Genomic DNA, 6,323 nt, shown 5'->3' on the forward strand with positions numbered 1-6,323 from the left:
GCTGAATATGTGGTATTTCGCATGGATTTTAGGGACGCTTCTTGCCTGTGCATTTGGTGTCATCACTGCCCTGGCGCTTGAGCATGTAGAAGCGTCTAAAGCAGGTGAAGATAAGCACTAATGAATATTATCGCAACGTTATATGCGGTAATGGACAAGCGCCCCCTGCGGGCGCTTTCCCTCATTATGGCATTACTGCTGGCGGGCTGTATCTTCTGGGACCCGTCGCGCTTCGCGGCTAAAACCAGCGAGCTTGAGATCTGGCACGGCTTCCTGATTATGTGGGCGGTGTGTGCAGGTGTGATTCACGGTGTCGGCTTTCATCCGAAAGCGCTTCACTGGCAGGGTATCTTCTGCCCGCTGATTGCCGATCTGGTTCTTCTCGCCGGTTTGATTTTCTTCTTCTTCTGAATAAGAAATGTCCGTTAATGATATGGGCTTACCCGAGCCCATAAAAATTTACTCTCCGTTTACTTTCCCCCATTCCAAACCATCATTCCCGCGCGTATAGTAGCGAAGTTTGAAAGCTCCAACTTTTCTTGTATTACCGGGATGTAAAGTGAATACAACGCTGTTTCGATGGCCGGTACGTGTCTATTACGAAGATACCGATGCCGGTGGTGTGGTCTACCACGCCAGCTACGTTGCTTTTTATGAACGGGCACGCACAGAGATGCTGCGCCATCATCACTTTAGTCAACAGGTGCTGTTGGCTGAGCGAGTTGCCTTCGTGGTACGCAAGATGACGCTTGAGTATTTTGCGCCTGCCAGACTCGACGATATGCTCGAAGTCCAAACAGAAATTACATCAATGCGCGGAACTTCACTGGTTTTCACGCAGCGGATAGTCAATGCAGAGAACACGGTACTGAACTCAGCTGAAGTCCTGATTGTCTGTGTTGATCCAACCATAATGAAGCCTCGTGCGCTTCCTAAGTCTATTGTCGCGGAGTTTAAGCAGTGACTGACATGAATATCCTTGATTTGTTCCTGAAGGCAAGCCTTCTGGTTAAACTTATCATGTTGATTTTGATTGGTTTTTCAATCGCATCCTGGGCCATCATCATCCAGAGAACGCGTATCCTCAATGCCGCTGGCCGCGAAGCCGAAGCGTTTGAAGATAAGTTCTGGTCGGGTATAGAGCTTTCTCGTCTCTATCAGGAAAGCCAGGGACGCCGTGATAACCTTTCAGGCTCCGAACAAATTTTTTATAGTGGTTTCAAAGAGTTCGCTCGCTTACACCGTGCTAACAACCATGCGCCGGAAGCCGTGGTAGAAGGTGCGTCGCGTGCGATGCGCATCTCCATGAATCGCGAACTGGAAAATCTTGAAACGCATATTCCTTTCCTCGGAACCGTTGGCTCCATCAGCCCGTATATCGGCCTGTTTGGTACGGTGTGGGGGATCATGCACGCCTTTATCGCCCTGGGGGCGGTGAAGCAGGCAACCTTGCAGATGGTGGCACCGGGTATCGCAGAAGCACTGATCGCGACCGCAATCGGTCTGTTCGCGGCAATTCCGGCGGTAATGGCGTACAACCGTTTGAACCAGCGCGTGAATAAACTGGAACTGAACTACGACAACTTTATGGAAGAGTTCACCGCGATTCTGCATCGTCAGGCGTTTACCAGCACCGAGAGCAACAAGGGGTAAACCATGGCCAGATCGCGTGGACGAGGTCGTCGCGAGCTCAAGTCCGAAATCAATATCGTTCCGTTACTGGACGTGCTGCTGGTGCTGCTGCTGATCTTTATGGCGACAGCGCCCATCATCACCCAGAGCGTGGAAGTGGATCTGCCGGATGCGACAGAATCACAGGCGGTAAGCACCAATGACGATCCTCCGGTCATCATTGAGGTTTCCGGCGTAGGGCAGTACAGCGTGGTGGTAGAGAAAGATCGTATGGATCAGCTTCCGCCCGAGCAGGTTATTGCTGAAGCGCAACGACGCCTGGAGTCAAATCCGAAGACGGTCTTCTTAATCGGTGGTGCGAAAGACGTACCATATGATGAAATTATCAAAGCGCTGAACTTGCTACATAGCGCGGGCGTTAAGTCAGTTGGCTTAATGACTCAGCCTATTTGATCATCTGCGTAGTTTTTGGGAACCGATAGTGTCAAAGGCAACCGAACAGAACGACAAGCTTAAGCGAGCGATAATCGTCTCCGCAGTGCTGCACGTGATTCTTTTTGCAGCGCTGATCTGGAGTTCGTTCGATGAGCACCTTGATGCATCAGGCGGCGGTGGGGGCTCGTCCATCGACGCCGTCATGGTGGATCCCGGTGCGGTAGTGCAGAACTATAATCGCCAGCAACAGCAGCAGGCGAGTGCAAAACGTGCGGAAGAACAGCGTGAAAAACAGGCGCAACAGCAGGCGGAAGAGCTACGTGAAAAGCAGGCCGCCGAGCAGGAGCGTCTGAAGCAGCTTGAGAAAGAGCGTTTGCAGGCACAGGAAGCGGCGAAAGAGCAGGCGGAGCAGCAGAAACAGGCTGAAGCCGCCGCGAAGAAAGCTCAGGAACAGCAGAAGCAAGCGGAAGAGGCGGCAGCCAAAGCCGCAGCAGACGCTAAGGCGCAGGCAGATGCTCAGGCGAAAGTAGCCGCAGAAGCAGCGAAAAAAGCCGCTGCTGACGCGCAGAAGAAGGCCGAAGCAGAAGCCGCGAAGAAAGCCGCTGCTGATGCGAAGAAGAAAGCGGAAGCCGAAGCCGCGAAAAAAGCCGCTGCTGACGCACAGAAGAAAGCCGAAGCAGAAGCCGCGAAGAAAGCCGCCCAGGAAGCAGAGAAAAAAGCGGCCGCCGAAGCGGCGAAGAAAGCGGCTGCCGCTGAGAAAGCTGCGGCAGAAAAAGCCGCCGCTGCGGAAAAAGCCGCTGCTGATAAAAAAGCTGCAGCTGAGAAAGCCGCTGCCGATAAGAAAGCAGCAGCCGAAAAAGCTGCTGCTAAAAAGGCCGCTGCCGCTGAGAAAGCTGCCGCAGCCGCAGGAGTTGACGATCTGCTGGGCGACCTGAGTTCCGGTAAGAATGCACCGAAAACGGGCGGTGGGGCGAAAGGAAATGGACAGCCGTCAAAAGACAGCGGTACCTCCGGAGCCAACGGTGGGGCAACAGGTGCAGATATCAGTGCTTATGCCAAACAGATCCAGGTTGCGATTCAGAGCCGACTCTTTGATGCAGGCCTGTATCAGGGCAAGCAATGCGTACTGCACATCAATCTTGCGCCAGACGGCAGGTTGAAAAGCGTGACGTCTGAAGGGGGCGATCCTGCGCTCTGTCAGGCAGCGTTGGCCGCAGCCAGATCGGCGAACATTCCTAAACCGCCTAGCGAGGCTGTTTATGAAAGGATAAAAGATGCCAAACTGGACTTTAAGCTGTAATCAACTCTTCTAACGGAAGTATGAAAAACAGTCTATGGTCGTAAACAGGATAAGTAGTTTTGTCTATTTGGGTTTGTTAACATTCTGCTAAATTATCGTGGGTAAGGTTACCCAGATAAGGGAGATATGATGAAGCAGGCATTACGTGTAGCAGTTAGTTTTTTAATGCTGTGGGCAGCTGTACTGCACGCAGAAGTACGTATCGAGATCACCCAGGGGGTGGACTCGGCGCGTCCGATTGGTGTCGTTCCGTTCCAGTGGGCAGGCCCGGGCGCTGCGCCTGAAGATATTGGCGGCATTGTTGCAGCTGACCTGCGTAACAGCGGTAAATTTAACCCATTAGATCGTTCCCGCCTGCCTCAGCAGCCGGGTACTGCGCAGGACGTTCAGCCTGCTGCATGGTCTGCGCTGGGTATTGATGCGGTAGTTGTCGGTCAGGTTACGCCTGCACCAGACGGCGGCTATAACGTTGCGTATCAGCTGGTTGATACCGGCGGTGCGCCGGGTACCGTTCTGGCTCAGAACACGTATAAAGTGAACAAGCAGTGGCTGCGCTACGCTGGCCATACGGCGAGTGACGAAGTGTTCGAGAAGCTGACCGGTATTAAAGGTGCGTTCCGTACCCGTATCGCGTACGTGGTACAGACCAACGGCGGCCAGTTCCCTTATGAGCTGCGCGTCTCTGACTACGATGGTTACAACCAGTTCACCGTACACCGTTCACCGCAGCCGCTGATGTCTCCGGCATGGTCTCCGGACGGCTCAAAGCTGGCGTATGTGACCTTCGAAAGCGGCCGCTCCGCGCTGGTCATCCAGACGCTCTCTAACGGTGCTGTTCGTCAGGTTGCGTCATTCCCACGTCACAACGGTGCACCTGCGTTCTCTCCGGACGGTACCAAACTGGCGTTTGCCCTGTCTAAAACCGGTAGCCTGAACCTGTATGTGATGGATATTGGATCTGGTCAGATCCGCCAGATTACGGACGGCCGTAGCAACAATACTGAACCAACCTGGTTCCCGGACAGCCAGAATCTGGCCTTTACGTCTGACCAGGCGGGTCGTCCACAAGTCTATAAAATGAATATCAACGGCGGAGCAGCGCAGCGTATTACCTGGGAAGGTTCTCAGAACCAGGATGCTGACGTCAGTGCCGATGGTAAAACAATGGTAATGGTTAGCACTGCGGGTGGTCAGCAGCACATTGCCAAACAAGATCTGGTAACGGGAGGCGTACAAATACTGTCGTCAACGTTCCTGGATGAAACGCCAAGTCTGGCACCTAACGGCACTATGGTAATCTACAGCTCTTCTCAGGGGATGGGATCCGTGCTGAATCTGGTTTCTACAGATGGGCGTTTCAAAGCGCGTCTTCCGGCAACTGATGGACAGGTAAAATCACCTGCCTGGTCGCCGTATCTGTAATAATAATTAATTGATTACTAAAGGAATCTTAGAAATGCAACTGAACAAAGTGCTGAAGGGGCTGATGATCGCTCTGCCTGTTATGGCAATCGCAGCGTGTTCTTCTAACAAGAACGCAAGCAATGACCAGAGCGGCGAAGGCATGATGGGTGCCGGCACCGGTATGGACGCTAACGGCAATGGCAATATGTCTTCTGAAGAGCAAGCGCGTCTTCAGATGCAGCAGTTACAGCAGAACAACATCGTTTACTTCGATCTGGATAAATACGACATCCGTTCTGACTTCGCTGCGATGCTGGATGCGCACGCAAACTTCCTGCGTAGCAACCCGTCTTACAAAGTCACCGTAGAAGGTCATGCGGACGAACGTGGTACTCCGGAGTACAACATCTCCCTGGGTGAACGTCGTGCAAACGCTGTTAAAATGTATTTGCAGGGTAAAGGCGTTTCTGCTGACCAGATCTCCATCGTTTCTTACGGTAAAGAAAAACCAGCAGTACTGGGTCACGACGAAGCGGCTTACTCCAAAAACCGTCGTGCCGTACTCGTTTACTAAGAGAATTGCATGAGCAGTAACTTCAGACATCATCTGATGAGTCTGTCGTTACTGGTTGGAATAGCGGCCCCCTGGGCCGCTTTTGCTCAGGCACCAATCAGTAGTGTCGGCTCAGGCTCGGTAGAAGACCGGGTTACTCAACTCGAGCGTATTTCTAACGCTCACAGCCAACTTTTAACTCAACTCCAGCAGCAGCTTTCCGATAACCAGAATGATATTGATTCCCTTCGTGGTCAGATTCAGGAGAGCCAGTATCAGCTTAATCAGGTTGTGGAGCGCCAGAAGCAAATTTTGTTGCAGATGGATAGCCTGAACAGTGGCGGAGCAGCAGCACAGCCAGCAGCAGGCGATCAAAGCGGTGCGGCGACGCCTGCACCTGCGGCAGATGCCTCCCCGTCGTCAGGTGCGCCTGTACAGAGCGGTGACGCGAATACGGACTATAACGCGGCCATTGCCCTGGTACAGGACAAATCGCGCCAGGACGATGCTATCGTTGCGTTTCAGAACTTCGTTAAGAAGTACCCTGATTCTACTTATCAGCCAAATGCGAACTACTGGCTAGGTCAGTTGAATTACAACAAGGGTAAAAAGGATGATGCGGCGTTTTATTTTGCCTCTGTGGTGAAAAATTACCCGAAATCACCGAAAGCGCCGGATGCGATGTATAAAGTCGGCGTGATCATGCAGGACAAAGGCGACACTGCAAAAGCCAAAGCGGTTTATCAGCAGGTGGTTGCGAAATTCCCGGGTACAGACGGCGCCAAACAAGCGCAAAAACGTTTGAGTTCGATGGGTTGATTATCGCATGACCAGAAATCGCGTTATTTCTGGTCGTGCAGCATGATTCCTAAGCAGTTAAGTGATCTTCATCGAAATTTTTGTTGCGCAGAATTCTTAAATCAGTAATATATGCCGCCGTTGCCACGGGATATCAAACAACGTGAAAGCAGCGCAAAAGTGGGTCGTTAGCTCAGTTGG

General features: G+C 52.4%; 9 protein-coding genes. All 9 read left to right on the top strand.

The genetic code is table 11. From position 1 onward, the window contains the following. The first annotated feature begins 7 nt into the window (after positions 1–7). Positions 8–121: a cytochrome bd-I oxidase subunit CydX gene (cydX, locus tag INF86_RS11225; protein ID WP_014169181.1), complete on the top strand. Its 114-nt coding sequence runs from the start codon at positions 8–10 to the stop codon at positions 119–121. Further along, on the top strand, positions 121–411 hold the full coding sequence (gene ybgE, locus INF86_RS11230) for a cyd operon protein YbgE (protein WP_023305710.1): 291 nt from the start codon (positions 121–123) through the stop codon (positions 409–411). The genes cydX and ybgE overlap by 1 nt, the downstream gene beginning before the upstream one ends. Positions 412–559: 148 nt before the next feature. Further along, a complete protein-coding gene (gene ybgC, locus INF86_RS11235) occupies positions 560–964 on the top strand; it encodes a tol-pal system-associated acyl-CoA thioesterase (protein ID WP_003858593.1) in 405 nt (134 codons plus the stop codon). Beyond that, complete coding sequence (gene tolQ / locus INF86_RS11240; RefSeq protein WP_022647470.1) at positions 961–1,653, top strand: Tol-Pal system protein TolQ; 693 nt, start codon at positions 961–963, stop codon at positions 1,651–1,653. Before ybgC ends, tolQ begins: the two co-directional genes overlap by 4 nt. 3 nt (positions 1,654–1,656) lie before the next feature. Then, positions 1,657–2,085, top strand: a complete 429-nt coding sequence (tolR, locus tag INF86_RS11245; protein ID WP_003858589.1) for a colicin uptake protein TolR — start codon at positions 1,657–1,659, stop codon at positions 2,083–2,085. Between the two features lie 28 nt (positions 2,086–2,113). Next, positions 2,114–3,367, top strand: a complete 1,254-nt coding sequence (gene tolA, locus INF86_RS11250; RefSeq protein ID WP_063926394.1) for a cell envelope integrity protein TolA — start codon at positions 2,114–2,116, stop codon at positions 3,365–3,367. 129 nt (positions 3,368–3,496) lie between these two features. Beyond that, complete coding sequence (gene tolB, locus INF86_RS11255; RefSeq protein ID WP_045308832.1) at positions 3,497–4,789, top strand: Tol-Pal system beta propeller repeat protein TolB; 1,293 nt, start codon at positions 3,497–3,499, stop codon at positions 4,787–4,789. A 34-nt stretch (positions 4,790–4,823) separates the two neighbouring features. Then, positions 4,824–5,345 (top strand): peptidoglycan-associated lipoprotein Pal, encoded by a 522-nt coding sequence (gene pal / locus INF86_RS11260; RefSeq protein ID WP_003858578.1) that lies wholly within the window; start codon positions 4,824–4,826, stop codon positions 5,343–5,345. A gap of 9 nt (positions 5,346–5,354) precedes the next feature. After that, positions 5,355–6,143: a cell division protein CpoB gene (gene cpoB / locus INF86_RS11265; protein WP_045308831.1), complete on the top strand. Its 789-nt coding sequence runs from the start codon at positions 5,355–5,357 to the stop codon at positions 6,141–6,143. Positions 6,144–6,323: the final 180 nt, after the last annotated feature.

The sequence above is a fragment of the Enterobacter cloacae complex sp. I1M genome (assembly GCF_014982425.1).
In the GTDB taxonomy this organism is placed as follows: Bacteria; Pseudomonadota; Gammaproteobacteria; order Enterobacterales; family Enterobacteriaceae; genus Enterobacter; species Enterobacter intestinihominis.